Here is a 22,210-nt window from a genome sequence, read left to right as displayed (position 1 = left end):
CAGGAGTTCGAAGAACTCCCGCCCGGCCCGCATGTTCGGGCCGGGCAGGGCGTTTCAGGCGCTCGCCTTCGGCTTGATGAACAGCCGTTCGCCGCGCGCCAGGCCGACCAGACTGTCGTGATCCTTGACCACTTCCGCCTCGACCAGCTCGTTCTGGCCGTCGACCTTGAGGGTCACCCGGGTGATGGCGCCGAGCGGGCGGATGTCGCGCACTTCGGCGCCGTGGTATTCGGCCACCGCCTCGCGGGACAGCAGGACCTCGTGGGGGCGGAACAGGATATGTTCCTCGCCCAGATGCAGGCGGTTGGAGTCGCCGAGGAAGTGGTAGACGAAGTCGCTGGCCGGCTGCTCGTAGACCTCGCCCGGCGCGCCGATCTGCTCGATCACCCCCTTGTTCATCACCACGATGCGGTCGGCCACTTCCATGGCTTCCTCCTGGTCGTGGGTGACGAACACCGAGGTCAGGTTGATTTCCTCGTGCAGGCGCGCCAGCCAGCGGCGCAGCTCCTTGCGCACCTTGGCATCCAGTGCACCGAAGGGTTCGTCGAGCAGCAGGATCTTCGGCTCCACCGCCAGCGCGCGGGCCAGGGCGATGCGCTGGCGCTGGCCGCCGGAGAGCTGCTCGGGATAGCGGTCGGCGAGCCAGTCGAGCTGCACCATGGTCAGCAGTTCGTGGACCTTCGCGGCGATGACCTGCTCGCTCGGCCGCTCGCGCTTGGGCTTCATGCGCAGGCCGAAGGCGACGTTGTCGAACACCGTCATGTGGCGGAACAGCGCGTAGTGCTGGAACACGAAGCCGACGTTGCGGTCGCGCACGTCATGGCCGGAGACGTCCTCGCCGTGGAAGGCGATGCTGCCGCTGTCCGGGGTTTCCAGGCCGGCGATGATCCGCAGCAGGGTGGTCTTGCCGCAGCCGGAGGGGCCGAGCAGGGCGACCAGCTCGCCGCTGTGGATGTCCAGGTTGATGTCGTTGAGGGCCTGGAAGGCGCCGAAGCGCTTGCTGACGTTGCGGATTTCGATGGACATGGCTTACTCCTCGGCAGCATTGGACTTGAGGCGGGACAGACGGGCTTCGCTCCACTGCTTGAGCAGCAGGATGATCAGCGCCAGGACCAGCAGCAGGCTGGCGACGCTGAAGGCGGCGACGTGGTTGTACTCGTTGTAGAGAATCTCGACGTGCAGCGGCAGGGTGTTGGTGAAGCCGCGGATGTGTCCGGAGACCACCGACACCGCACCGAACTCGCCCATGGCGCGGGCGGTGCAGAGCACCACGCCGTAGATCAGGCCCCACTTGATGTTGGGCAGGGTGACGTGCCAGAACATCTGCCAGCCGTTGGCGCCGAGCAGGCGCGCGGCTTCCTCTTCCTGGGTGCCCTGTTCCTGCATCAGCGGGATCAGCTCGCGGGCGACGAAGGGCAGGGTGACGAAGATGGTCGCCAGGACGATGCCGGGCAGGGCGAAGACGATCTGGATGTCGTGCTCCGTCAGCCACTCGCCGAAGACCCCTTGGGCGCCGAACAGCAGCACGTAGATCAGGCCGGCGATCACCGGCGAGACCGAGAACGGCAGGTCGATCAGGGTCACCAGCAGGCTCTTGCCGGGGAACTCGTACTTGCTCACGCACCAGGCGGCAGCCAGGCCGAACACCAGGTTGAGCGGCACCGAGATGCCCACGGCGAGCAGGGTCAGGTTCAGGGCGGAGAGGGCGTCGGGCTCCAGCAGGGCCTCGAAGAAGGTCCCGAAGCCGAGCTTGAGGGCCTCGCTCAGCACCACGTAGAGCGGCAGCAGGAGGAATACGGCGAACGTCAGCCAGGCGGCAGCGATCAGCAGGCGGCGGCCGAGGGTGTTGCCGCGGCGGGCGGCATTGGCGGAGGCGGCCGCGCTCAGGGTTGTGGACGACATGGCGGCCTCCTTACGGCGTTGCGATGCGCCGCTGCAGCAAGTTGAGCGGCAGCAGCAGGGCGAAGGACACCACCAGCATCAGCACGCCGATGGAGGTGGCGCCGGTGTAGTCGTACTGGTCCAGCTTGACCATGATCAGCAGCGGCAGGATCTCGGTCTTGCCCGGCATGTTGCCGGCGATGAAGATCACCGAGCCGTACTCGCCGATGCCGCGGGCGAAGGCCAGGGCGAAGCCGGTCAGCCAGGCCGGCAGCAGCGCCGGCAGCAAGACGTGGCGGAAGGTCTGCCAGGGGCTGGCGCCGAGGCAGGCGGCGGCCTCCTCGACCTCGCGGGGGATGTCCGCCAGCACCGGCTGCAGGGTGCGCACCACGAAGGGCAGGGTGACGAAGGTCAGCGCCAGGGCGATGCCCAGCGGGGTATAGGCGATCTTCAGGCCGAACTCGCCGGCGAGCTGGCCGACCGGCCCGGCCGGCGCGTAGAGCGCGGTCAGGGCGATGCCGGCCACCGCGGTGGGCAGGGCGAACGGCAGGTCGATCATCGCGTCGATGAGCTTGCGTCCGGGGAAGGTATAACGCACCAGCACCCAGGCCAGCAGGATGCCGATCACCCCGTTGAGCAGGGCGGCGGCCAGCGCGGTGCCGAAGCTGAGCTTGAGCGCGGCCAGCACCCGCGGTGCGGAGATCACTGCCCAGAACTCTCCCCAGCTGAGCTGGGAGGCGTGGACGAACATGGCACCCAGGGGAATCAGCACCAACAGACTGAGATACACCAGGGTGTAGCCCAGCGTCAGCCCGAAGCCGGGTATGACGGGGGATATGCGGCGGGACATGGACATCTCTCTATCGGATTGGCAGAAAGCCGAAAGCCACAAGCGGAGTTCGGCATGTCCGGCTTGTGGCTTGGCTTGTTGGGTCAAGTGCTCATTTCACCTTGTAGATCTGGTCGAACACCCCGCCGTCGTTGAAGAACTTCGGCTGGGCGGCTTTCCAGCCACCGAAGTCCTTGTCGATGGTCACCAGCTTGAGGCGGGGGAACTGCTTGGCGAACTCGGCGGCGACCTTCTCGTTGCGCGGCCGGTAGAAGTTCTTCGCGGCGATGCGCTGGCCTTCCTCGCTGTACAGGTAGTTCAGGTAGGCGGTGGCCACCTCTCGGGTACCCTTCTTGTCGACGTTCCGGTCGACCACCGCCACCGGCGGTTCGGCGAGGATCGACAGCGAGGGCACGACGATCTCGAAGTTCTCTCCGCCCTGTTCCTTCAGGGCCAGGAAGGCCTCATTCTCCCAGGCCAGCAGCACGTCGCCGATGTTGTTGTTGACGAAGGTGATGGTCGAGCCGCGCGCCCCGGTATCCAGCACCGGCACCTGCTTGTAGAGCTGTTCGACGAAGGCCTTGGCCTTGTCCTCGCTGCCGTACTTCTGCTGCGCCCAGGCCCAGGCGGCGAGGAGGTTCCAGCGTGCGCCGCCGGAGGTCTTCGGGTTCGGGGTGATCACTTCCACGCCCGGCTTGACCAGGTCGTCCCAGTCCTTGATGCCTTTCGGGTTGCCCTTGCGCACCAGGAAGACGATGGTCGAGGTGTAGGGCGTGCTGGCCTGCGGCAGGCGGCTCTGCCAGTCCTCGGGAATCAGCTTGCCGAGCCGGTACAGCTCGTCGATGTCGCCGGCCAGCGCCAGGGTCACCACGTCGGCCTTGAGCCCGTCGATCACCGCGCGGGCCTGTTTGCCCGAGCCGCCGTGGGACTGCTGGATGGTCACGGGATCATTGCCCTCGGCCTGCCAGTGCTTGTTGAAGGCGGCGTTGTACTCCTTGTACAGCTCGCGGGTCGGATCGTAGGACACGTTGAGCAGCAGGGTCTGCGCCTGGGCGGTGGCACTCAGGCTCAGGCCGGCCAGCGCGGCGAGGGCGAAACGACGGATGGACATGGATACGACTCCTGGATGTATCGGGGGATGCGTTCTAGTTGTGTGTAGGGTCGGCGTTGGTGTGCGCTGGTGCAGGTGGCTCGTGCCCTGCCTGCCCAGTGGGGCGGGTGCCCGGCTTTTTCTTCATTCACACCCTCCGGTCGTCCAGTCGGGTCGTTCGCCCTGGTAAATCAGGGGGTCTTGCTGGTGTTCTGGGCCTGCAGGCGGAATTTCTCCTTGCGCTCGATCTGCACGATCTGGCCGTTGTGCACGGTGATTTCCACCGCGCCGAAACGCAGGTTCTTCAGGGCGGCGTGGATTTCGCGCAGGATGTTGGCTTCGTCCTGGCCTTCGAAGCTTCTGAGGGGGGCGCTCATGGCTGTGCTCTCCTTGGATGTAATGTGCCGGCGAGCCCGTTGGTCCGGCGGCGTGGAGCGGATATTAGGGGGGAATCGAATATTCTTAAAAATACTATTTAGTGATTTTTATATATTTAATAGTTATTTATTACTGCTCTGCTGCATAAGATTGTTGGAATAAATAAATAATTTTTTATTCTTTTTTAGAATTTAAAAGGTTGCCCTAGACTGGTCTCCGTTGCCCACACGAGGAGGCCCGCAATGCCCAGCCAGACACTTCGCTACCTGATCCTGCCGGGTTGGCACGGCTCGCCCGACGAGCACTGGCAGAGCCACTGGCAGCGCACGCTGCCGAATGCCGTGCGGGTCGAGCAGGCCGACTGGAACAATCCCGATCCCTTCAGTTGGGTCGCCGCGCTGGAGCGCGCAATCGCCGCCGAGCGCACCCCGGCGATCCTGATCGCCCACAGCCTCGGCTGCGTCACCGTGGCGCGCTGGGCCGCCCAGGCCACGCCGGCCTCGTTGGGGCGGGTGCGAGGGGCGCTGCTGGTGGCGCCGGCGGATGTCGAGCACCCGACCTGTCATGAGCCTCTGCGCTGTTTCGCGCCGATTTCCCGCGGGCGCCTGCCGTTTCCCAGCCAGCTGGTCGGCTCGGACAACGATCCGACCGCCACGCCGGCTCGCGCCCTGGAGCTGGCCCGCGACTGGGGCTCGCTGCCGACCATCCTGCCCGGCGCCGGCCACATCAATGTGAATTCCGGACACCACCGCTGGGAGCAGGGTTTCGCCCATCTCTACCGCCTGCAGCGACAGATCGAGCGACTGGAGCGGCGCTGCGTATGACGCGCCCGTGCGCCAGGGAAAACCGGCGCATGCCGGGGCGCCGCCTTGCCTCACCCGACAACCGCCGATAGTCCCGGGCCTGGCCGGTCCGGAGGCCCGGTCAGGAGAACCCCCATGAATCGCCATCTTCCGCCCGGTCAGCCGCTGCTGACCTTTCCCGACGCCGACAAGAGCCCGCTGAGCATTCGTGCCAAGGCGCTGGTGTTCGTCGATCCCCGCTCGCGCCGACTGCGCGGCGAGGTGGAGCGCCTCGCTGCGACCGACTTGCCGGTGCTGATCCGCGGCGAGAGCGGTACCGGCAAGGAGCTGCTGGCCCGGCAGATCCATCGCGAAAGCGGGCGGGGCGGCCTGTTCGTCGCGGTCAACTGCGGCGCGCTCAGCCCGACCTGGGCCGAGGCCGAGCTGTTCGGCCATGCCGTCGGCGCCTATGCCGGTTCGGCCTGCAGCCGGGCCGGCTGGTTCGGTTCGGCCAACGGCGGCACCCTCTACCTGGACGAGATCGGCGACCTGCCGCTCGGCCTGCAGGGCAAGCTGCTCGCCGCCCTGGAAACCCGTGAGGTGCTGCGCGTCGGCGCGCAGCAGCCGACGCCGGTGGACGTGCGCCTGGTGGCGGCCAGCAGCGTCGACCTGGCCCAGGCGGTAGCCGCCGGCAAGTTCAGCGAGCGGCTCTACCGCTATCTCGACGAGGGACGCCTGGAGTTGCCGGCGCTGCGCGAGCGGCCGGGGGATATTCTGCCGCTCGCCGAGTACTTTCTCGGCGTCTATGCCCAGCGCCTGGGCCTGGATCTTCCGCAGTTCGGCGCGGAGGCCCAGCTTGCCCTGGAGCGGCATGCCTGGCCGGGCAACACTCGCGAGCTGGAGAGCGTCGTCCATTTCGCCCTGCTGGTCTGCAGCGGCGACGAGATCCTCCCGGCCCACCTCAACCTGCCGGGCGCTGCCGCGCCGTCGTACGCGCCGCTGACCATCATCGAGGAACAGCTGGCCCGGCTCGACGCCCGGGAGCGGGCGCAGCTGCAGGCCCTGCTGGCCCAGACAGGCGCTTGACGGCAGACAGGAAGGGAAATCCCCGGCGCGTCGGGTGCCGCCGGGGAAAGCGGACTCAGCGGGCGGCCGTCTGCGGCTGCCAGATCGACACGTCGCGGGCATCGACCCGCTTCGGCAGCAGGCCCTCGGCGAAGAAGGCATCGGCGATCTTCTGCTGCTCGGCCAGGCTCTCCGCCTGCACCGGGCGCACCCGGTAGCTGCGCCGGCCATTGGCCTGCTCGACGATCGCCGGGTCCAGGTTGCCCCACAGCGGCGCGAGAATCCGCGCGGCTTCCCGGGGGTTGGTGCGCAGCCAGTCGCCGGCCTTGACCAGTTCGGCGAACACCACTTCCAGCACCTGCGGATGCTCCTTGGCAAAGCGCTCGCTGGTCAGGTAGTAGCGCTGGTAGGCGGCCAGCTTGTCGCCGTCGGCCAGGGTGCGGGTCGACAGCTGGCGCTGGGCGCCGCTGAGGAACGGCTCCCAGGTTACCCAGGCGTCCACCTTGCCGTTCTCGAAGGCGGCGCGGCCGTCGGCCGGGGTCAGGTAGGCCGGCTGGATGTCGGAGAACTTCAGGCCGGCGCTGGCCAGCGCGGCGAGCAGCAGGTAGTGGCTGCCGGCGGCCTTGGTCACCGCGACCTTCTTGCCCCTGAGATCGGCCAGGCCACGCAGCGGCGCGTCGCCGCGCACCAGGATCGCCTGGGCGGCCGGCGACGGCGCTTCCTGGGCGAAATAGGCGAGATGGGCGCCGGCGGCCTGGGCGAACACCGGCACGGTGTCGGCGACGTCGGCGGACAGGTCGAGGTTGCCGACGTTGAGTGCTTCGAGCAGCGGCTGGCCGCTGGCGAACTCGTGCCAGCTGAGGTGGATGTCCTGGGCGGCCAGGGCCCTTTCCAGGGTGCCGCGGGCCTTCAGCAGGGCGATCAGGGTGGAGGATTTCTGGTAGCCGATGCGCAGCTCGGTTTCCGCCTGGACGGGCAGGGCGGCGCACAGCCCCAGGGCGAGGCCGAGACCGAGCAGGGCGCGGCGGCTGAGGGGGATGAAAGGGGGCATGACAGACCTCGTGGATGCGCTTCCGGCCACCGCGAGGAACCGGAACGACTGAACTTCGATAAGGGAAATGCGGGAAGTCCGGTGGTCCGGTCGTTGAAAACTAGATGATTTAAAAAGCTGTCTGCAAATACCTTTATGGAATTGAGTTATGCCGGCACTGCTCGATTGTTTGGTTATAATAAAGTGAAAAATAATTCTTTTTAGGGATAAAAGATTTCCCTTAGATTGCACCCCCAGCCGACAGCGGATCACCGCACCGAGCCCGATCGTGGGGCTCCCCTCTCACCAGCAACCTCCTCGCAGCGTTCGCCGGCCCGAGCCCCAGCCATGCATTCCAAGAATTTCGAACAGGCATCTGGAGCATCGAGCATGAACAAGTCTTACCTGGCCCTGGCGGTCGTCCTCGGCGGGGCTGCGCAGCAAGCGGGCGCTGCCGGGTTCTTCGAGGACAGCAAGGCCACCCTGGGGCTGCGCAATTTCTACTTCAACCAGGACAACCGCGACGGCGCCGCCGCCCCGTCCAAGCAGGAGGAATGGGGTCAGGGCTTCATCCTCGACTACAAGTCCGGCTACACCCAGGGCCCGGTCGGCTTCGGCGTCGACGCCCTCGGCCTGGTCGGCGTCCGCCTCGACTCCGGCAAGGGCACTCACTACAACCCGACCAGCGCCAACAACAGCGGCCAGCTGTTCCCCACCGAAAGCGACGGCCGCGCCGTGCACGAATACGGCAGCCTGGGACTGACCGCCAAGGTGCGCTTCTCCAAGACCGAGGCGCGCCTGGGCACCTTCCTGCCCAAGCTGCCGGTGGTGACCCACAACGACGGCCGCCTGCTACCGCAGACCTTCGAGGGCGCGCAGGTGACCAGCAACGAGATTTCCAACCTGACCCTGACCGGCGGCAAGTTCGAGCGCGCCAAGGGCCGCAGCTCGACCAACAGCGACAGCCTGTCCATCGCCGGCGCCAACAATGCCAAGACCGGCCAGTTCAGCAACCAGTTCTACTTCGCCGGCGCCGACTACAAGGTCGGCAAGAACCTCCTGCTGCAGTACTACTACGGTAACCTGGAGGACTTCTACGTGCAGCACTTCGTCGGCCTGCAGCACGACTGGAAGCTGCCGGTGGGCCTGTTGAAGACCGACCTGCGCTACTTCAACAGCGACTCCGACGGCAAGAACGCCAGTGCCTCCGGACGTGCCGAGGGCTATCGCAGCAGCGGCTACTGGTCGGCCGGCGACCGCGACCGGGGCGAGGTCGACAACCGTGCCTGGAGCGCCAAGTTCACCTACCTGCTGGACGCCCACGAACTGAGCTTCGGCGTGCAGCGGCTGTCCGGCAACAGCGACTTCCCGGTGCTCAACCAGGGCGACGGCTACACCGCCTACCTGATCACCGACAGCCAGATCAACAAGTTCCTGCGTGCCGGCGAGCGCACCTGGCGGGCCAGCTACGCCTACGACTTCGCCAAGCTCGGCGTGCCGGGCCTGAAGGCCTCGGCGGTCTACCTGTCGGGCGACAACATCGACACCAATGGTAGCGACGCCAGCGAATGGGAGCGTAACCTGCGCCTGGACTACGTCGTGCAGGGCGGCCTGTTCAAGGGCGTCGGCTTCTCCTACCGGCACGCCACGCTGCGCAGCGACGTGGCCACGCAGCGCAGCCTCGACGAAAACCGCTTCTACGTCACCTACAGCCTGCCGCTGCTCTGATGGCGATCCGAGCCACGCTGCAGGCGTAACCCGAATAACCAAAAGGCTGGGTCATTTCGACCTCTTGGCCGGCTCCGCAAGGGCCGGCCTTTTTTATTCCGGGCGCTGTGGTCCTCACTGCGCTACACCGTCGCGCTGCTGCCCGTTGGCAAGGAACAACTTTTCACGTTGAGCCCGGCCCGCCGCCCAGGGTTTTTGCGCTTCAGGCAGTGCATCCTTGATTGTTGCACTAAAGTACAAAGTCAAATTCATTATTTTATATTTCATCGTAATATAAAAAAATCTATATTTATTTCAATTTTGTGACAGCGAAAGAGCTGGTCCATAAGTCGAAAAGAGAAATCCTGCCTTGCACCGATGCAACCCATGCCGGTGCCGGGCGATGTCTGGAACATGCCGTTTTGGAAATGAACAGTAAGTGTCGGAAATATCGCGGCCAATTCCGGCTTGTCCCAATTCTTCCGTATCGCAGGCACGCCAGGCTGTCGCTTTCTAGGGCAGGATTTATATAGAAAAATTACGAGCTACTTTCGAGTCGCGAGCCATCCGTATTCATGACACGGCAAACTCGATCAGTTGCCGACCGTAAAACACCACGACTTTTTATATACAGGAGCAAGCGGGAAAGCCTGGAAGATGCTCTGGCATGCTTTCACGGGTGCTTTCGCACAATGAATATGAACCGATCGTTTTCCAATATAGGCCTGTTGCTTGGCATTGCCGGGGGATTGTTTGTCGAGGAGGCCAGCGCGGAGTTTCTGAAGGACAGCAAAGCCACGCTCACCCTGCGCAACTATTACCTGAACCAGGACACCCGCAATGCGGATGTTCCCCGACTCGACCAATGGGGACAGGGTTTTCTGCTCGACTTCAAGTCCGGCTATACCGAAGGCGTGGTGGGCTTCGGTCTGGACGTGCTGGGCACCTATGCCATCCGTCTGGACGATGGCGGCCGTGCAGGGAAGACGGACATCGACCGGGCGCCGGGCAGTGCCGGCATGTTCCCGCTGGAAAGCAACGGGAAGTCGAAACGCGACTTCGGCCGTGTCGGCGTGACCGGCAAGATGCGCTACTCGAAAACCGAGTTGCATGTGGGCACCTTGCAACCCAGGCTGCCGGTTGTGACCTACAACGACGGGCGCCTGCTGCCGCAAACCTACGAGGGGTATCAGGTCACCTCCCGGGAAATAAAGGACCTGACCTTCATTGCCGGCAAGCTCGAACACTCCACCGAGCGTAACTCCAGCAACAGCGACAGCCTGTCCATACAGGGCTCGAACAACCGCAAGACAGGCCAGTTCAGCAACCAGTTCCTGTATGGCGGCTTCGATTACAGGCTCAACAGGGATCTGATCGTCAGCTATTACTTTGGCAAACTGCAGGACTTCTACAAGCAGCACTTCGTCGGCCTGGTTCACAACTGGGCATTGCCGGTCGGCGCCCTGAAGACCGACCTGCGCTACTACGACAGCTCTTCCACGGGCGCCTCCGCCTCCGCCTCCGCCTCCGCCTCCGCCTCCGCCTCCGCCTCCGCCTCCGCCTCCGCCTCCGCCTCCGGCCGGGCCGAAGGCTATCGCGCGCAGGGCTGGTGGTCCGGCAACGACGCCGACCGCTACGAAGTGGACAACAAGCTGTGGAGCGCCCTGTTCACCTACAGCCTGGCCGGACACGCGATCAAGGCCGGCTATCAGAAAGTCACCGGCCACAGCGATTTCCCCAGCCTGGCCCCGGATTCCGGCACGGGCCGCTCGCTCTACCTGATCACCAATACCAACATCCAGGCGGCGAAATTCGCCAGTGCGGGCGAGCAGACCTGGGTGGTCGGCTATGCCTACGACTTCGGCCAGATCGGCATCCCCGGCCTGTCGTTCAGCACCACCTACTACAGCGGCAGCGACATCGACGACACCGTCGATGGCCGCAGGGGCAACAGCGAGGAGTGGGCGCGCGACATCACCCTGGGCTACAAGGTGCAAAGCGGCCCGCTCAAGGGCCTGGGCATCGACTGGCGCAACGGCAGCTGGCGCGGCAACGACTCGGGGACGGTCGATCGCGACGAAAACCGCATCATGCTCAGCTACAGCCTGGCGCTGTTCTGAGCGACTGCCGGCTCGACCGAAGGCGCGCCGGATTCCGGCACTCATTGCGCCGCCCGCCAGTGTTTATTCGCCATTCGTGTTCAAGGCGTTGTTCGGGGTTTATTCCTGAATATCGAGAGCAGTTGATGCATGGCCATATTGTCCTAAGGAAACCCTGAAGAAGACTTTCTGAATCTGGTGAAATACGCCGATCCCGTTGCCCGAGTTTCCCGATGAAGCAGATGACCTTTGCCGATGCCGAGTACGCCGGCAAGCGCAAGCAGACCCGTAAGGAGTTGTTCCTGATCGAGATGGATCAGGTGGTGCCGTGGTCTGGGCTGATCGCCCTGATCGAGCCGCATTACCCGAAGGGTGAAGGCGGTCGTCCGGCGTATCCGCTGATGGCGATGCTGCGCGTGCATCTGATGCAGAACTGGTTCGGTTACAGCGATCCTGTGATGGAGGAGGCGCTGTACGAGACCACTCTCCTGCGCCAGTTTGCCGGATTGAGCCTGGAGCGTATCCCTGACGAAACCACCATCCTCAACTTCCGTCGTCTGCTGGAGAAGCATGAGCTGGCGGCTGGGATTCTGGCGGTGATCAATGGCTACCTGGGTGACCGGGGCCTGTCGCTGCGCCAGGGCACCATCGTCGATGCCACGCTGATCCATGCGCCGAGCTCGACCAAGAACCAGGACGGCAAGCGCGACCCCGAGATGCACCAGACGAAGAAGGGCAACCAGTACTACTTCGGCGCGAAAGCGCACATCGGTGCCGACGATGAATCGGGCCTGGTGCACAGCGTGGTGGTCACGGCGGCCAATGTGGCAGATGTCACCCAAGTCGACCAACTGCTGCATGGCGAGGAAAACGTGGTCTGTGCCGATGCCGGTTATACCGGGGTCGAAAAGCGCCCCGAGCATGAAGGTCGTCAGGTCATCTGGCAGGTCGCGGCTCGGCGCAGTACCTACAAGAAACATGGCAAGCGCAGCGTGCTCTACCAGCAGATCCGCAAGATCGAGAGAGCCAAGGCGCAGGTACGAGCGAAGGTCGAGCATCCGTTCCGGGTGATCAAGCGCCAGTTCGGTTACGTGAAGGTACGCTTCCGGGGCCTGGCCAAGAACACCGCGCAGTTGGTGACGCTTTTCGCGCTGTCGAACCTGTGGATGGCGCGCCGACATTTACTGGCGAATGCAGGAGAGGTGCGCCTGTAATGCGGGAAACGGTCGCTGCGACGTGCTCGCGGTGGCTAAAAAACGCAGAAACGAGCGGGTGATCCGATCGTTTTTGATCGATTCTCCGCTTTCAAAGTCGGCGGGGGCTGAAGTCAGCCAGAAATACATGACTACTTCAGACCATCCCTAATGCTCAATAATGAATAAACACAATGGCGCTTATTCAAGGGGCATCGAACTCCTAGAATAACTTCCAGAGAGACGAAAAAAGCCCCTCGAAAATATCCCATATATCCAAACGGGCATCGCCGGGAAAACCCAGCGAAGGGACCGGCTTGCCCGATGAAATAGGAAAGTGACCATGAAACGTTTGGCTGCCCTGATGATGGCCGTGGTTCCCCTTATGGCCATGAGCACTGTGGTCGATGCCGCGCAGGAGGAGCCCGACCCCCTGACTGCCGATATCCAGCTTGTTGTCCCCGATCAGTCGGACAATGAAGAAACTACCGATGTTCATGACTACCGATACAGTGATGAACTGGATGTTCACAAGATCATTTCCATCGAAAGCAATTCGACGGCTTGTGGTGTAACGCCGGCGGTCATGACCTACGAGGACTCCCATGGCGAGTTGCACATCATGCGTTACTAATCTTTTAAAAAGTAATGTCATGCTGCTGTAGATCGGCAGTCCGGGTGGCGGAAAAACGATTTCACCAACTCCGGCAACTTCTGGATTCTGCGCAGCGCGCCCAGGGCCAACTTCTTCATTTCCTCCCGGTTCTGCACAAGACGCCTGGACACACTGCGCTTGACGTGCCCCCAGACCTGCTCGTCCGGGTTCAGCTGTGGCGAGTACGGGGGCAGATAGAAGAGTTTCAGGCGTCCCGCCTGTTCTTCGACGAACGCCCTGACCAGCCGGGCCTTGTGCACCGGATGGCCATCGACGATCACGAAGACCGGCTGCTCGGCACCGATCAGCAGGCGCTTGAGAAACTCGCGGAACACGCTGGCCGTCACCGTCCCGTCGTGCAGCATGAAGCGGAACTCGCCGCGCGTCCCGACCGCCGACAGCATGTTCACCGAGAAGCGTCGGCCGGTCACCTCGACCAGCGGCGTTTCCCCCTGCGGTGCCCAGGTCGTGCCGGCATGGTAGTCGGAGCGCAGGCCCGACTCGTCCGCGAAGTAGATCCTTGCCCCCGCTGCACGGGCCTCGGCCCGAATCGCCGGGTAGGTCTCGTTTTCCCACTGGCGCACCAGCGCTGCATCCTGCTGCCAGGCGCGATACAAGGGTTTTTGCGCGGTGAAGCCGAGCAGCTTCATGACTCGGCTCACGGCGGACAGTGACAGCGTCTTGCCGAACTGGCGGCGGATCAGTTTGGCAATCAGCGAGAGGGTCCACAGGCCGAATTCGAAGCGGTATTGCAGCGGCGAGTGATCCCGAACGGCCTGTGCCAGCCAGCGCACTTCCTCGGCACTGATCCTGGGCGGACGTCCGGGAACCGGCTTGGCGAGCAGGGCGTTCTGTCCGCCATTGGCGAAGTCGGACAGCCAGCGAAAGACGCTGCGGATATTGACGCCGAAGGCGGCCGCCACGCTTTGGACGGTCTGCCCTTCGCGAACGGCCTTGATCGCCTGTTGACGCATGACCTGGAGGGAGTGGTGGTCGATTGCCCGACCATCGGAGTTTCGTTTGCATTTCATCGGGGTATTGTCTCTCAATATGACAATACTTTCGATAGACTTAGTATCAGGTCGTGGGCTACGGTTGCCAGAGCGAGAACGGCTAAGGCCCGTGCCGGCAACCCGGCCGCTTCCTTCTAGCGCCGGCTCAGGCCCCTGGCCAGGCGGTCGCCGCCGTACTGCAGCAGGCAGACCAGGGCGACCAGCACGACGATCACGGTGAGCATGGTCTGGCTGTCGAAGCGCTGGTAGCCGTAGCGGTAGGCCAGGTCGCCGAGGCCGCCGGCGCCGATGGCGCCGGCCATCGCCGAGGCGTTGATCAGCGTCACCAGGGTGATGGTGAAGCCGCCGACCAGCCCCGGACGGGCCTCCGCCAGCAACACGTGCCAGACGATGTGCCGGCGCCGGCAGCCCATCGCCTGGGCGGCCTCGATCAGCCCGGGGTCGACCTCGCGCAGGCTGACCTCGGCGATCCGCGCGAAGAACGGCGTGGCGGCGATGGTCAAGGGCACCACCGCGGCCCAGACGCCGTAGCTGGTGCCGACCAGCAGGCGGGTGAAGGGGATCAGCGCGACCATCAGGATCAGGAAGGGCACCGAGCGGAACAGGTTGACCAGCCAGCCGATCACCCGGTTCAGCTGCGGCGCCTCGAACAGGCCGCCGCGCGAGGTGGTGACCAGCAGCACCGCCAGCGGGATACCCAGCAGCAGGGCGAGCAGGGCGGAAGCCCCGACCATCAGCAGGGTGTCGAGCAGGGCCTGCCAGAGACGATCAAGCAGCGGCGACATAACCCAGCACCTCCACGCCATCGGCCACTTCCAGCGCCTGCCGGCGCAATGCTTCCGCGGCCAGCGGCGAATCCGCTACCGCCAGCAGCAACTGTCCCAGGGTGCGGCCCTGGATGCGTTCGACGCCGCCCTGCAGCAGGGTCACCCGGCCGCCGAAGCGCATGCCGAAACCGGCCAGGTCCGGCTCGCGCTCGCTCGCCCCGGTGTATCGCAGCTCCAGCAGCAGGCGGTCGTTGGGTTGCCGGCGGCCGTCCTGCAGTTGCCCCAGCAGGTCCTCGGGAAGCTTCTGCTGCAGCGGCGCCAGCAGCGTGCGGGTGGCCGGATGGCGGGGCGCGCCGAACACCTGCCAGACCGGCCCCTGTTCCACCAGCTCGCCGCGCTCCAGCACCGCCACGCGGTCGCAGATCTCGCGGATCACCTCCATCTCGTGGGTGATCAGCACGACGGTCAGTTTCAGCCGCCGGTTGATCTCGCGCAGCAGGGCGAGGATCGACTGGGTGGTTTCCGGGTCGAGCGCCGAGGTGGCCTCGTCGCAGAGCAGGATCTCCGGGTCGTGGACCAGCGCGCGGGCGATGCCCACGCGCTGCTTCTGGCCGCCGGAGAGCTGCGCCGGGTAGGCGTCGCGCTTGCCCTCCAGGCCGACCAGGCGCAGCACCTCCTCGACCTTGCGCTGGCGCCGTTCGCGCGGCACCCCGGCGACCCGCAGCGGCAGCTCGACGTTCTCGCCGACGGTCTTCGCGGCCAGCAGGTTGAAGTGCTGGAAGATCATGCCGATGCGCCGGCGCAGGGCGACCAGGCGGTCCGTGTCGTAGCCGCCGATGTCCTCGCCGTCGATCAGCACGCGGCCCTCGCTGGGCCGCTCCAGACGGTTGATGGTGCGCAGCAGGGACGACTTGCCGGCGCCGCTGCGGCCGATGATGCCGAAGATCTCGCCGCGGCGGACCGTCAGGTCGATGCCCTGCAGGGCGCGCACCTCGCCCTGGGTGCCGTCGTAGCGCTTGCCGAGGGCGGAAAAGCGCAGGTGGCCGTGCAGCGCATCGTTGCCGGCGGCGGCCCGTGCGGCAGGGGCGGCGGCTTCGATGTCCTGGCCGGGCGCGTCGTCGAAGTAGCGGTATTCCGAGGTCAGGCTGCTCATGTTCATTTCTCCCAGCCGGGCACGTAGAGGCCGCTGAGGGCCTTGTCGAGGGCGGCGCGCACCGCGGGCGAGTGCTGGTAGATGTCGATGAAGCGGCGCAGGCGCGGGTCGTCCTTGCCCTGCGGGCGGGTGACGAACTGGATCACGTATTCCGGGTGGTCCAGGCCGTCGAACAGCAGCGCCGAATGCGGGTCGACGGCGTTGGACAGGCGGATGTAGAGGGGATAGCCCTGGGCCAGGTCGACGTCGTCGAGGGCGCGCACCAGCTGCACCGCCTCCAGCTCGATGATCTTAAGCTTCTTCGGATTGGACGTGATGTCCTCCAGGGTGGCCTTGTAGCCGACGCCCGGCTTGAGGCTGATCAGCCTGGCCTTCTCCAGCAGTTGCAGGCCGCGTCCGCCGTTGACCGGGTCGTTGGCGATGGCCACCTTGGCGCCCTCGGGCAGCTCGGCGAAGCTCTTGTACTTCTTCGAATAGAGGCCGACGTTGTTCAGCACGCCGGGCGCCACCGGCACCAGGTCGTAGCCGCCTTCCTTCCTGGCGTTCTCCAGGAAGGGGATGTGCTGGAAGTAGTTGGCGTCGATGTCGCCGTGGGCCAGGGTGGTGTTCGGCGAGATCCAGTCGCTGAACTCGACCAGATCGACCTTGAGGCCTTCCTTGGCGGCTTCGGCGGCGGCCACTTCCAGCGGCGGGGCGAAGGCCGCGGTGGTGCCGATCTTCAGGGCGTCGCTGGCGGCCAGGGTCAGGCCGGAGAAACCGAGCAGGGCGGCGCCGGCGAAGGTCTTGAGCCAGTGGCGGCGGGAGAGGGAGGGGAACGGCATGAAAGGTTTCCTTGTGCGGGATGGGCTGTGGATTCAGGCGCGCAGGGCGCGTTCGGCGGCGCGGGACAGGTCGCGCCAGGCCGCGCCGGGGTGGCTGGCGGGCAGGCGCGGACCGGCGGCGAAGAGTTTTTCCCGCAGGCTGCCGGCGGCGTAGGCGGTCTTGTACAGGCCGCGGCTCTGCAGCTCGGGCACCACCAGGTCGATGAAGTCGGCGTAGCTTTCCGGGGTCACCGTGCGGGTCAGGTTGAAGCCGTCCAGGTCGGTCTGCTCGATCCAGTTGGCCAGGGCGTCGGCGACCTGCTGCGGCGAGCCGACGAGCGTCGGGTAGCGGCCGCCCAGGGCGTGCTGCTCCAGCAGCTTGCGCTTGGTCCAGCCGCTGCCGGCGGCGGTGAAGGTCCTGGCCACCGACTCGATGGCGTTGGTCTTCTGGTAGCGGATCGGCTCGTCGAGGCCGTAGGCGGCCAGGTCGATGCCGATCGAGCTGGACAGGTGCGCCAGGCCCGCCTCGGGGCTGGCGTAGCGCAGGTATTCGGCGTGCTTGTCGCGGGCCTCGGCCTCGCTCGGCGCGACGATCACGGTGAGGCCCATGAACAGCTTGACGGCATCCGCCGGGCGGCCGGCGGCGACGGCCTCGGCGCGCACCTGGCGCACCTGTTCGGCGACGCCCTGCGGGTTCTGCCCGGTGATGAACACGCCCTCGGCGTGGCGCCCGGCGAAGCGCCGGCCGCGCTCCGAGGTGCCGGCCTGGAACAGCAGCGGGGTGCGCTGCGGCGAGGGCGAGCACAGGTGGTAGCCCTCGACCCGGTAGAACTCGCCGTGGTGCTCGACCTTGTGCACCCGCGCCGGATCGGCGTAGCGGCGGCCGGCGCGGTCCTCGAGCACGGCGCCGTCCTCCCAGCTGCCCTCGAAGAGCTTGTAGAGCACTTCCAGGTACTCGTCGGCCTGGTCGTAGCGGCGGTCGTGCTCCACCTGATGTTCCAGGCCCAGGGCGCGCGCGGCGCTTTCCAGGTAGCCGGTGACGATGTTCCAGCCGACCCGCCCGCGGCTCAGGTGGTCGAGGGTCGACAGGCGCCGGGCGAGCAGGTAGGGCGGCTCGTAGCTCAGGCTGGCGGTGACCCCGAAGCCCAGATGGCGGGTCGCCCCGGCCATCGCCGAGACCAGCATCAGCGGGTCGTGGACCGGCAGCTGGATGGCCTCGCGCAGGGTCAGGTCGAGCGACTGGCGGTAGACGTCGTAGACCCCGGCGATGTCGGCGATGAACAGCCCGTCGAACAGCCCGCGCTCGAGCAGCCGGGCCAGCTCGGTCCAGTACTCCAGGGTGTTGAACTCGGTCGAGCGGTCGCGCGGGTGGGTCCACAGGCCGTGGTTGATGTGGCCCACGCAGTTCATGTTGAAGGCGTTGAGCAGGATCTGCTTACGGCTCATCAGATGGTCCCCCGGCGCGGCGGCAGGGCGTCGTTCAGGTAGTAGTTGCCCACCGCGTGGTACTTCCAGCGCACCGGATCGTGGAGGGTGTGGGTGCGCGCGTTGCGCCAGTGGCGGTCGAGGTTGTGCTCGGCCAGGGTGGCGCGGCTGCCGCCCAGTTCGAGCAGGCGGTTGGCGGCGTCCAGGGCGACCTCGGTGGTCGCCGCGCGGGCCTCGGCGACGGCGATCGAGGCCGCCGCCACGCTTTCCGTGTCCGGCGCAGCCTGGGCGCGGTCGACGAATTCGCCGGCGCGCTCGAGCAGCGCTTCGGCGCCGAGCAGGCGGCTGGTCAGCCGGCCGATGCTCTGCAGGGTCAGCGGATCGTCGGCGGCGCGGTTCACCCCGGAGTCGATCCAGGGACGGGCGCGGCGGGCGACGAAGGCCAGGGTGTCCTCCCAGGCGGCGCGGGCGATGCCGGCGTCGATGGCGGCGTGCAGCAGCTGGGCCAGCGGGCCGACGGTGGTCGGCCGAGCGAAGGCGCTCTGGAAGGGCACCACGTCCTCGGCGGCGACCGGCACGCCGTCGAAGTTCACCGTGCCGCTGGCCGAGGTGCGCTGGCCGAAGCCGTCCCAGTCGTCGACGATCTCCAGCCCCGGCGCGCGGCGGTCGACGAAGGCCAGCTGCTGGACGCCGTCGTCGTCGATCGCCAGGGTCGGCACGCGCTGGGCGTAGAGCGCGCCGGTGGCGTAGAACTTGCGCCCGTGGATGCGGTAGCCATCGCCTTCGCGGCGCAGCCGCGTGCTGCGCTCCTGGGCGGTGCGCGTGCCGATCTCGGCCAGCGCGTTGCCGAAGCGCGCGCCGGCCAGCACTTCGCCATAGAGGCGGCGGCGCTGCTCGGGGCTGCCGTTCACCCGCAGCACCTCCAGGGCGTAGAAATGGTTCTGCGGGATGTGCCCGAGGGAGGCGTCGGCGCGGGCGATGCGCGCGATCACCTGGGCCAGGGTGACGCTGGACACCCCGGCGCCGCCATAGGCGCGCGGCACGGTGATGGCGCCGAGGCCGGTGCGGGAGAACAGCTCCAGCTCGGCATGCGGCAGGCGCCGCTCGCGGTCGCGCAGGGAGGACTCGCGGACGAACTGGGCGGCCAGCTCGTCGGCGACCTGCAGGGCCTGGGCGTCGTTTTCGATCAGCGCGGCGTGGTTGCGCGGGAAACCTTGGTGGACGGACATGGCGACCTCAGATCCAGGAGTGGCGCGCCGGCTTGGCGCCGTTCAGGTGGTAGTTGCCGATCGCGTGGTACTTCCAGCGCACCGGGTCGTGCAGGGTGTGGGTGCGGGCGTTGCGCCAGTGGCGGTCGAGGTTGAACTCGGCCAGGGTGGCGCGGCTGCCGGCCAGCTCCAGCAACTTCTCGCCGGCCAGCACGGAGATTTCGGTGGTCAGCACCTTGGCTTCGGCCACGGCGATGGAGGCGCGGGCGGCGGAGTCGGCATCGATCGGCGCGGCGTTGACCTGGTCGAGCACCCGGCCGGCGCGGCGCAGCAGCGCTTCGGCGGCGTGCAGGTCGATCTGCAGGCGGCCGATCTCGGCGATCACGTAGGGGTCGTCGGCGGCGCGCTCGACGTTGGCGTCGATCCACGGCCGGGCGCGCTGGCGCACGAAGGCGATGGCGTCGTCCAGCGCGGCGCGGGCGATGCCGGCGTCGATGGCGGCCTGGATCAGTTGCGAGGCGGCGCCCTGGATATTGGGCTTTTCCGCCAGGCGCCAGACGTCCACCAGGTTCTCGGCGGCCACCGGCACCCGGTCGAGCAGTACCGTGCCGCTGGCGGTGGTGCGCTGGCCGAAGCCCGACCAGTCGTTGAGGATGCGCAGCCCCGGCGCGCCGCGGGGGATCAGCGCCATCACCAGGCGGCCCTTGTCGTCGACGGCCTTGGCGGTGATCCAGTGGGCGAACAGCGCGCCGGTGGAATAGAACTTCTCGCCGCTCAGCCGGTAGCCGTCGCCGTCGCGCACCAGGCGCGCCCGGACGTCGAGGGTGTGCCGGGTGTCGCGCTCGGGGCCGGAGTTGGCGATGCGCTCGCCGCGCAGCACGGCCTTGTAGAAACGCTCCTTCTGCTCGCGGGTGGCGCTGCCTTCGAGCAGGCCGAGGATGCCGAACTGGTTCTGCGGGATCTGCCCGACCGAAGGATCGGCGGTGGAGACCAGGCGGAACACCTCGGCGACGGTGCCGAAGGACAGGCCCGGTCCGCCGTAGGCGCGGGGAATGCCGATGCCGCCCAGGCCGCTGGCGCTGAACAGGTCGACCTCGTCCCAGGGCAACTGGCGCAGGCGGTCGCGCTGCGCGGCGCCGGCCAGCGCCTGGCGCGCCAGGACGCGGGCCGCTTCGAGGGCTTCGCCGTCGCTCTGCAGCAGGCGGGCGGGGGTGAGCGGGGGGCGGCTGTCCAGATCGCTGGACGTGGCCTCGAATTCCGGCTGGTCGGGATGCCGGGATTGGGAAAGTAACGGACTGGTCATTGCCTCACCTCGTCTTCAGGGGGGCGCCGCACGGGGCCCCGGAAGAGGAGGCACTGGAGATCGGCGCTGGAAAGCGATGCTCCGGTGGTCCGGTGTATATATCTTGATTGAAGAAATTGAAAAAAATAAATAGCTTTTTGGAATATATAAATAGACATCCGGCAGGACGCGGGGCGCGTCGGGCAGGGGATCGGGGCGGCCGTGCCGCCGTAGACATATTTTTCACGAGGTTTTGACCGAAGGCTCACGCGGCCCCGAGCAGACTGAGGATGGCGCGCGTGGCTGGCTACTGGGCTGGGCGCGCACTTCCCCTCCCACAATCCCGTTAAGGAAAAAGACCGATCATGCTCGGCCGATCTCGTCTGACTTTGTGCTGTGCGGCCCTGGCCGTCTGCCTGTTCGGTGCTGGCGTTCTCGTCAGTGCACGCGAAAGGCCGCACCATTCGCCTGGCTCGGACTATGCCGCCACGGGCCTGCCGGACCGCATCGTGCTCACGCCGGGCGCCGATCCGGCCCGCGAACTGGCGGTGGCCTACCGCACGGACAGCCGCCAGACCAGCGCCGAGGTGCAACTGGCCCCAGCGCTGGACGGCCCCCGCCTGGAGGAGCGCGCCCGTCTGCTGGGTGGCAGCAGCCGGCTCCTCTCCACGGAGAACGGCGACGCCTACTACCATCAGGTGCGTTTCACCGGCCTGCAGCCGGATACCGCCTATCTCTACCGGGTCAAGGGCGCGGACGGCTGGAGCGAATGGCTGCAGTTCCATACCGCGGCCGCGGCTTTCAAACCCTTTCGCTTCATCTATCTGGGCGATGTCCAGGACGACATCCTCACCCTGAGCGCGCGCACCATCCGCCAGGCTTTCCTCTCCACTGCCAGCCCCTCCCTGGTGGTTCACGCGGGCGATATGGTCGAGCAGGGCGAGGCGCTGATCCACGACGACGAATGGGGCGAATGGAACCAGGCGGGCGGCTTCTACTATGCGGAGGTGCCGCAGTTGCCCGCCATCGGCAATCATGAATACCTCAAGACGTGGAACCCCATCGCGGGCAAGGGGCGCCACTCGAGCCCGTACTGGTCGCTGCAGTTCGCCCTGCCGGACAATGGCGCGCGGGGCGTCGAAGGCACCACCTATTACGTGGATTTCCAGGGGGTTCGCTTCATCGTGCTGGACGGCACGGCCGCGTTGCACCTGAATGCCCTGGAGAGCCAGAAGCAGTGGCTCGAGGAGACGTTGCGGAGCAGTGCGGCGCGCTGGCACGTCGTGATCGAGCATCAGCCGATCTTCACCTGCGCCCGGGCGAAGGACACCGAAGTCCTCAAGGCGGCATGGAAACCGATCTTCGAAAGATACAACGTCGATCTCGTGCTGCAGGGACACGACCATTGCTACAGCCGCCTCACCGCCGAGGCGGGGCACGAGGCGGCGATCGCCGCACAGGCGGCCGGCTCCATGCAGGGGCCGGTCTACATGGTGTCCGTCGCCGGCTCGAAGATGTACCGGCTGAACGACAGGGCTCACCGCCAGCCCGACCGGGCCGCCGAAGACACCCAGCTCTACGAGACCGTCGAGGTCGAGTCGCAGCGCCTCGCCGTTCGCACCTATACGGCCAGTGGCCGGCTCTACGATGCCTTCGACCTGCTGCGCGACGAGACGGGCGGCAAGCACCTGGTCGAGCCCGTCTCGAAATTACCGGCCGAGCGCGCCTGTAGTGGTGAGCGTGGGCCCGATGATCTGCCCTGCACGGCGGTGAGCAACCTGCATTCCTCCATCGCGCCGTGAGAGACAGCGACGGGATTCGCAGCCGATGCAGGTACTGGATCGGCGTTTTCC

21 protein-coding genes are annotated in these 22,210 nt (G+C 66.2%); 7 read left to right on the top strand and 14 right to left on the bottom strand.

Annotated features, from left to right (window positions below; translation table 11 throughout):
* Positions 1–54 precede the first annotated feature (54 nt).
* The 5 genes from ACG10_RS12425 to oscA all read right to left on the bottom strand — a co-directional run bounded on the left by ACG10_RS12425 (position 55) and on the right by oscA (position 4,177).
* Positions 55–1,026, bottom strand: coding sequence for a sulfate/molybdate ABC transporter ATP-binding protein (locus ACG10_RS12425; RefSeq protein ID WP_089168456.1), 972 nt, complete (start codon positions 1,024–1,026; stop codon positions 55–57).
* Positions 1,027–1,029: 3 nt separating this feature from the next.
* Positions 1,030–1,902, bottom strand: a complete 873-nt coding sequence (cysW, locus tag ACG10_RS12420; protein WP_089168455.1) for a sulfate ABC transporter permease subunit CysW — start codon at positions 1,900–1,902, stop codon at positions 1,030–1,032.
* Positions 1,903–1,912: 10 nt separating this feature from the next.
* Positions 1,913–2,731 (bottom strand): sulfate ABC transporter permease subunit CysT, encoded by an 819-nt coding sequence (gene cysT / locus ACG10_RS12415; RefSeq protein ID WP_039803535.1) that lies wholly within the window; start codon positions 2,729–2,731, stop codon positions 1,913–1,915.
* Positions 2,732–2,822: 91 nt separating this feature from the next.
* Positions 2,823–3,821 carry a sulfate ABC transporter substrate-binding protein gene (locus ACG10_RS12410; protein ID WP_039803537.1) on the bottom strand — a complete coding sequence of 333 codons (999 nt, stop codon included), beginning with the start codon at positions 3,819–3,821 and terminating at the stop codon, positions 2,823–2,825.
* 170 nt (positions 3,822–3,991) lie between these two features.
* On the bottom strand, positions 3,992–4,177 hold the full coding sequence (gene oscA, locus ACG10_RS12405) for a sulfur starvation response protein OscA (protein WP_039803539.1): 186 nt from the start codon (positions 4,175–4,177) through the stop codon (positions 3,992–3,994).
* A gap of 243 nt (positions 4,178–4,420) precedes the next feature.
* On the opposite strand from oscA, the gene ACG10_RS12400 reads away from it, so the two are divergent.
* Together ACG10_RS12400 and ACG10_RS12395 are read left to right on the top strand one after the other, a co-directional pair.
* Positions 4,421–5,002 (top strand): RBBP9/YdeN family alpha/beta hydrolase, encoded by a 582-nt coding sequence (locus tag ACG10_RS12400; RefSeq protein WP_089168454.1) that lies wholly within the window; start codon positions 4,421–4,423, stop codon positions 5,000–5,002.
* Positions 5,003–5,116: 114 nt separating this feature from the next.
* A complete protein-coding gene (locus tag ACG10_RS12395; RefSeq protein WP_089168453.1) occupies positions 5,117–6,046 on the top strand; it encodes a sigma 54-interacting transcriptional regulator in 930 nt (309 codons plus the stop codon).
* 55 nt (positions 6,047–6,101) lie between these two features.
* On the opposite strand, the gene ACG10_RS12390 is transcribed toward ACG10_RS12395, so the two are convergent.
* Positions 6,102–7,076 (bottom strand): aliphatic sulfonate ABC transporter substrate-binding protein, encoded by a 975-nt coding sequence (locus tag ACG10_RS12390; RefSeq protein WP_089168452.1) that lies wholly within the window; start codon positions 7,074–7,076, stop codon positions 6,102–6,104.
* Between the two features lie 369 nt (positions 7,077–7,445).
* Between ACG10_RS12390 and ACG10_RS12385 the strand changes: the two genes are divergently transcribed.
* Positions 7,446–8,783: an OprD family porin gene (locus ACG10_RS12385; RefSeq protein WP_039803545.1), complete on the top strand. Its 1,338-nt coding sequence runs from the start codon at positions 7,446–7,448 to the stop codon at positions 8,781–8,783.
* Between the two features lie 114 nt (positions 8,784–8,897).
* Here the strand turns inward: ACG10_RS12385 and ACG10_RS23725 are convergent, their stop codons facing one another.
* On the bottom strand, positions 8,898–9,035 hold the full coding sequence (locus tag ACG10_RS23725) for a hypothetical protein (RefSeq protein WP_157731445.1): 138 nt from the start codon (positions 9,033–9,035) through the stop codon (positions 8,898–8,900).
* Positions 9,036–9,460: 425 nt separating this feature from the next.
* Here ACG10_RS23725 and ACG10_RS12380 point away from each other — a divergent pair, with 425 nt between their 5' ends.
* The 3 genes from ACG10_RS12380 (at position 9,461) to ACG10_RS12370 (ending at position 12,688) form a co-directional block, all read left to right on the top strand.
* Positions 9,461–10,882 (top strand): OprD family outer membrane porin, encoded by a 1,422-nt coding sequence (locus ACG10_RS12380; protein WP_089168451.1) that lies wholly within the window; start codon positions 9,461–9,463, stop codon positions 10,880–10,882.
* A 212-nt stretch (positions 10,883–11,094) separates the two neighbouring features.
* Positions 11,095–12,075: an IS5 family transposase gene (locus ACG10_RS12375; protein WP_089168450.1), complete on the top strand. Its 981-nt coding sequence runs from the start codon at positions 11,095–11,097 to the stop codon at positions 12,073–12,075.
* Between the two features lie 322 nt (positions 12,076–12,397).
* Positions 12,398–12,688, top strand: a complete 291-nt coding sequence (locus tag ACG10_RS12370) for a DUF2790 domain-containing protein (RefSeq protein WP_089168449.1) — start codon at positions 12,398–12,400, stop codon at positions 12,686–12,688.
* Between the two features lie 17 nt (positions 12,689–12,705).
* Here ACG10_RS12370 and ACG10_RS12365 read toward each other — a convergent pair whose 3' ends face one another.
* From ACG10_RS12365 to ACG10_RS12335, 7 genes are all read right to left on the bottom strand, one after another.
* A complete protein-coding gene (locus ACG10_RS12365; RefSeq protein ID WP_089168448.1) occupies positions 12,706–13,740 on the bottom strand; it encodes an IS630 family transposase in 1,035 nt (344 codons plus the stop codon).
* A gap of 116 nt (positions 13,741–13,856) precedes the next feature.
* On the bottom strand, positions 13,857–14,507 hold the full coding sequence (locus ACG10_RS12360) for a methionine ABC transporter permease (RefSeq protein WP_089168447.1): 651 nt from the start codon (positions 14,505–14,507) through the stop codon (positions 13,857–13,859).
* Positions 14,491–15,648: a methionine ABC transporter ATP-binding protein gene (locus ACG10_RS12355; protein WP_089168446.1), complete on the bottom strand. Its 1,158-nt coding sequence runs from the start codon at positions 15,646–15,648 to the stop codon at positions 14,491–14,493. Before ACG10_RS12355 ends, ACG10_RS12360 begins: the two co-directional genes overlap by 17 nt.
* Positions 15,645–16,463 carry a MetQ/NlpA family ABC transporter substrate-binding protein gene (locus ACG10_RS12350; RefSeq protein ID WP_089168445.1) on the bottom strand — a complete coding sequence of 273 codons (819 nt, stop codon included), beginning with the start codon at positions 16,461–16,463 and terminating at the stop codon, positions 15,645–15,647. Before ACG10_RS12350 ends, ACG10_RS12355 begins: the two co-directional genes overlap by 4 nt.
* A 33-nt stretch (positions 16,464–16,496) precedes the next feature.
* Positions 16,497–17,888: an LLM class flavin-dependent oxidoreductase gene (locus ACG10_RS12345; protein WP_089168444.1), complete on the bottom strand. Its 1,392-nt coding sequence runs from the start codon at positions 17,886–17,888 to the stop codon at positions 16,497–16,499.
* The gene (locus ACG10_RS12340) at positions 17,888–19,096 is read right to left on the bottom strand and encodes an SfnB family sulfur acquisition oxidoreductase (protein WP_089168443.1); all 1,209 of its coding nucleotides are present in this window, start codon (positions 19,094–19,096) and stop codon (positions 17,888–17,890) included. The genes ACG10_RS12345 and ACG10_RS12340 overlap by 1 nt, the downstream gene beginning before the upstream one ends.
* Positions 19,097–19,103: 7 nt before the next feature.
* Positions 19,104–20,378: an SfnB family sulfur acquisition oxidoreductase gene (locus tag ACG10_RS12335; RefSeq protein WP_089168442.1), complete on the bottom strand. Its 1,275-nt coding sequence runs from the start codon at positions 20,376–20,378 to the stop codon at positions 19,104–19,106.
* Between the two features lie 344 nt (positions 20,379–20,722).
* Between ACG10_RS12335 and ACG10_RS12330 the strand changes: the two genes are divergently transcribed.
* Positions 20,723–22,159, top strand: a complete 1,437-nt coding sequence (locus ACG10_RS12330; protein WP_232487100.1) for a purple acid phosphatase family protein — start codon at positions 20,723–20,725, stop codon at positions 22,157–22,159.
* Positions 22,160–22,210 lie beyond the last annotated feature (51 nt).

Source organism: Azotobacter chroococcum (assembly GCF_002220155.1).
GTDB classification, from domain to species: domain Bacteria; phylum Pseudomonadota; class Gammaproteobacteria; order Pseudomonadales; family Pseudomonadaceae; genus Azotobacter; species Azotobacter chroococcum.
The sequence above is the reverse complement of the archived record's forward strand: the minus strand, read 5'-3'. Positions and strand labels throughout refer to the sequence as shown.

What these genes read in the sequence shown, in the direction of transcription:
- ACG10_RS12425 (WP_089168456.1), bottom strand. Translation starts at nt 1,026, where the DNA reads ATGTCCATCGAAATCCGCAACGTCAGCAAGCGCTTCGGCGCCTTCCAG.
- cysW (WP_089168455.1), bottom strand. Translation starts at nt 1,902, where the DNA reads ATGTCGTCCACAACCCTGAGCGCGGCCGCCTCCGCCAATGCCGCCCGC.
- cysT (WP_039803535.1), bottom strand. Translation starts at nt 2,731, where the DNA reads ATGTCCCGCCGCATATCCCCCGTCATACCCGGCTTCGGGCTGACGCTG.
- ACG10_RS12410 (WP_039803537.1), bottom strand. Translation starts at nt 3,821, where the DNA reads ATGTCCATCCGTCGTTTCGCCCTCGCCGCGCTGGCCGGCCTGAGCCTG.
- oscA (WP_039803539.1), bottom strand. Translation starts at nt 4,177, where the DNA reads ATGAGCGCCCCCCTCAGAAGCTTCGAAGGCCAGGACGAAGCCAACATC.
- ACG10_RS12400 (WP_089168454.1), top strand. Translation starts at nt 4,421, where the DNA reads ATGCCCAGCCAGACACTTCGCTACCTGATCCTGCCGGGTTGGCACGGC.
- ACG10_RS12395 (WP_089168453.1), top strand. Translation starts at nt 5,117, where the DNA reads ATGAATCGCCATCTTCCGCCCGGTCAGCCGCTGCTGACCTTTCCCGAC.
- ACG10_RS12390 (WP_089168452.1), bottom strand. Translation starts at nt 7,076, where the DNA reads ATGCCCCCTTTCATCCCCCTCAGCCGCCGCGCCCTGCTCGGTCTCGGC.
- ACG10_RS12385 (WP_039803545.1), top strand. Translation starts at nt 7,446, where the DNA reads ATGAACAAGTCTTACCTGGCCCTGGCGGTCGTCCTCGGCGGGGCTGCG.
- ACG10_RS23725 (WP_157731445.1), bottom strand. Translation starts at nt 9,035, where the DNA reads ATGAATTTGACTTTGTACTTTAGTGCAACAATCAAGGATGCACTGCCT.
- ACG10_RS12380 (WP_089168451.1), top strand. Translation starts at nt 9,461, where the DNA reads ATGAACCGATCGTTTTCCAATATAGGCCTGTTGCTTGGCATTGCCGGG.
- ACG10_RS12375 (WP_089168450.1), top strand. Translation starts at nt 11,095, where the DNA reads ATGAAGCAGATGACCTTTGCCGATGCCGAGTACGCCGGCAAGCGCAAG.
- ACG10_RS12370 (WP_089168449.1), top strand. Translation starts at nt 12,398, where the DNA reads ATGAAACGTTTGGCTGCCCTGATGATGGCCGTGGTTCCCCTTATGGCC.
- ACG10_RS12365 (WP_089168448.1), bottom strand. Translation starts at nt 13,740, where the DNA reads ATGAAATGCAAACGAAACTCCGATGGTCGGGCAATCGACCACCACTCC.
- ACG10_RS12360 (WP_089168447.1), bottom strand. Translation starts at nt 14,507, where the DNA reads ATGTCGCCGCTGCTTGATCGTCTCTGGCAGGCCCTGCTCGACACCCTG.
- ACG10_RS12355 (WP_089168446.1), bottom strand. Translation starts at nt 15,648, where the DNA reads ATGAACATGAGCAGCCTGACCTCGGAATACCGCTACTTCGACGACGCG.
- ACG10_RS12350 (WP_089168445.1), bottom strand. Translation starts at nt 16,463, where the DNA reads ATGCCGTTCCCCTCCCTCTCCCGCCGCCACTGGCTCAAGACCTTCGCC.
- ACG10_RS12345 (WP_089168444.1), bottom strand. Translation starts at nt 17,888, where the DNA reads ATGAGCCGTAAGCAGATCCTGCTCAACGCCTTCAACATGAACTGCGTG.
- ACG10_RS12340 (WP_089168443.1), bottom strand. Translation starts at nt 19,096, where the DNA reads ATGTCCGTCCACCAAGGTTTCCCGCGCAACCACGCCGCGCTGATCGAA.
- ACG10_RS12335 (WP_089168442.1), bottom strand. Translation starts at nt 20,378, where the DNA reads ATGACCAGTCCGTTACTTTCCCAATCCCGGCATCCCGACCAGCCGGAA.
- ACG10_RS12330 (WP_232487100.1), top strand. Translation starts at nt 20,723, where the DNA reads ATGCTCGGCCGATCTCGTCTGACTTTGTGCTGTGCGGCCCTGGCCGTC.